This window comes from Nonomuraea sp. NPDC049784, from assembly GCF_040659615.1.
Taxonomy (GTDB): domain Bacteria; phylum Actinomycetota; class Actinomycetes; order Streptosporangiales; family Streptosporangiaceae; genus Nonomuraea.
Map to the genome: position 1 here is coordinate 1 of NZ_JBFAMX010001228.1, position 1311 is coordinate 1311.

Below are 1311 nucleotides of genomic sequence, written 5' to 3' on the forward strand. Positions count from 1 at the left end.
GCATCCGCACGCCCGCCGCGCGCAGCAGCTCGTACAGGCCGCGGCTCTCCAGGTCGGCGGCGGTGAGCTGGGCCAGGCCGAGCGGCAGCCAGTTGTGCAGCAGCGCCAGTGGCTCCCCGGCCGCGAACCGCAGGCGCTCGAGGTAGAGGACCTCGCTGCCCGGCTCCACGCCCAGGATGGGGGCGACCTCCTCCTCGACCTGGCGCGGCTCCAGAGCCAGCACCTGCGTGGCCGGCTCCTGGCCCGCCCTGCGCAGGTCGTCGTAGAGGCTCGTCAGCTCGACCGAGCGCTTGACCTGCCCGTGCACGACCTGGGTGCCCACGCCGCGCTTGCGCACCAGCAGGCCCTTGTCCACGAGATACTGGATGGCCTGGCGAATCGTCGGCCGCGACAAGCCCAGCTTGTCGGCCAGCAGGATCTCGTTGTCCAGCCGGGAGCCGGGCGCCAGATCCCCTCGCCGGATCGCCTCGGCGATCTGCTCGGCCACCTGGAAGTAGAGCGGCACCGGGCTGGATCGGTCCAGGTCGATGGCCAGATTGCGGGTCATGTGATCAGCTTAACTCAGGTCAGAATGTCCTGACAAATGTCCGATCGCCCGGTGGGCGGGCAGGTGGCGGTCCAGGTCCGGGACGCGAGGGGGCGCGCGGAGTGGGCATAGGGCTCCTGATGACGTCATGACCCTGCTGGACCTTGTGCTGGAGAAGACATGGACGCGACACACTTGCTGGACATCGCCACCGAGGCGGCCAGGGCCGTCGGGCCGCGGTTGCGCAAGGCCTTCAGATCGCGGCCCGACGTGGCGACCAAGCTGGACTTCCACGACCCCGTCACCGAGCACGACCATGCCGCCGAGGAGACCATCCGCGCGGTCATCACCTCCCGGCTGCCCGAGAGCGCGATCGTGGGCGAGGAGGGCGGCTCCACCGGCTCCGGCGATCTCGTCTGGTACGTCGACCCCATCGACGGCACCGCGAACTTCGCCACCGGGCTGCCGTTCTTCTGCGTGTCCATCGCGGCCGCCGTGCGCGGGGAGTTGATGGCGGGCGTGGTGTACGACCCCGTGCGGGAGGACGAGTTCAGTGCCTCCACCGAGGGCGCCTGGTGCAACGGCACGCCGCTGCGGAGCGTGGGAGCCTCGGGCGACCGGGAGGCGATGCTGCTGACGAGCTATCCGACGGCCCTCGACATGGAGGTGGACGCGGAGGCGGCGCCGCGGGCCAGGAGATCATCAAGGCCCTGGAGACCATTCCCGACCGTGAGTACGACGGCCCGAACGCCGTCAGTGCGGCGGTCACCAAGCGCTGATCGTGG

At 70.3% G+C, this 1311-nt stretch carries 2 protein-coding genes; one reads left to right on the forward strand and one right to left on the reverse strand.

Annotation, left to right across the window (positions count from 1 at the left end; all coding sequences use genetic code 11):
- Positions 1-547: GntR family transcriptional regulator (locus tag AB0J09_RS64960; protein ID WP_360714495.1), on the reverse strand; the 547-nt coding region annotated here is incomplete at its 3' end.
- A gap of 159 nt (positions 548-706) precedes the next feature.
- Here AB0J09_RS64960 and AB0J09_RS64965 point away from each other — a divergent pair.
- On the forward strand, positions 707-1311 hold a 605-nt coding region (locus tag AB0J09_RS64965; protein WP_360714497.1), incomplete at its 3' end, for an inositol monophosphatase family protein.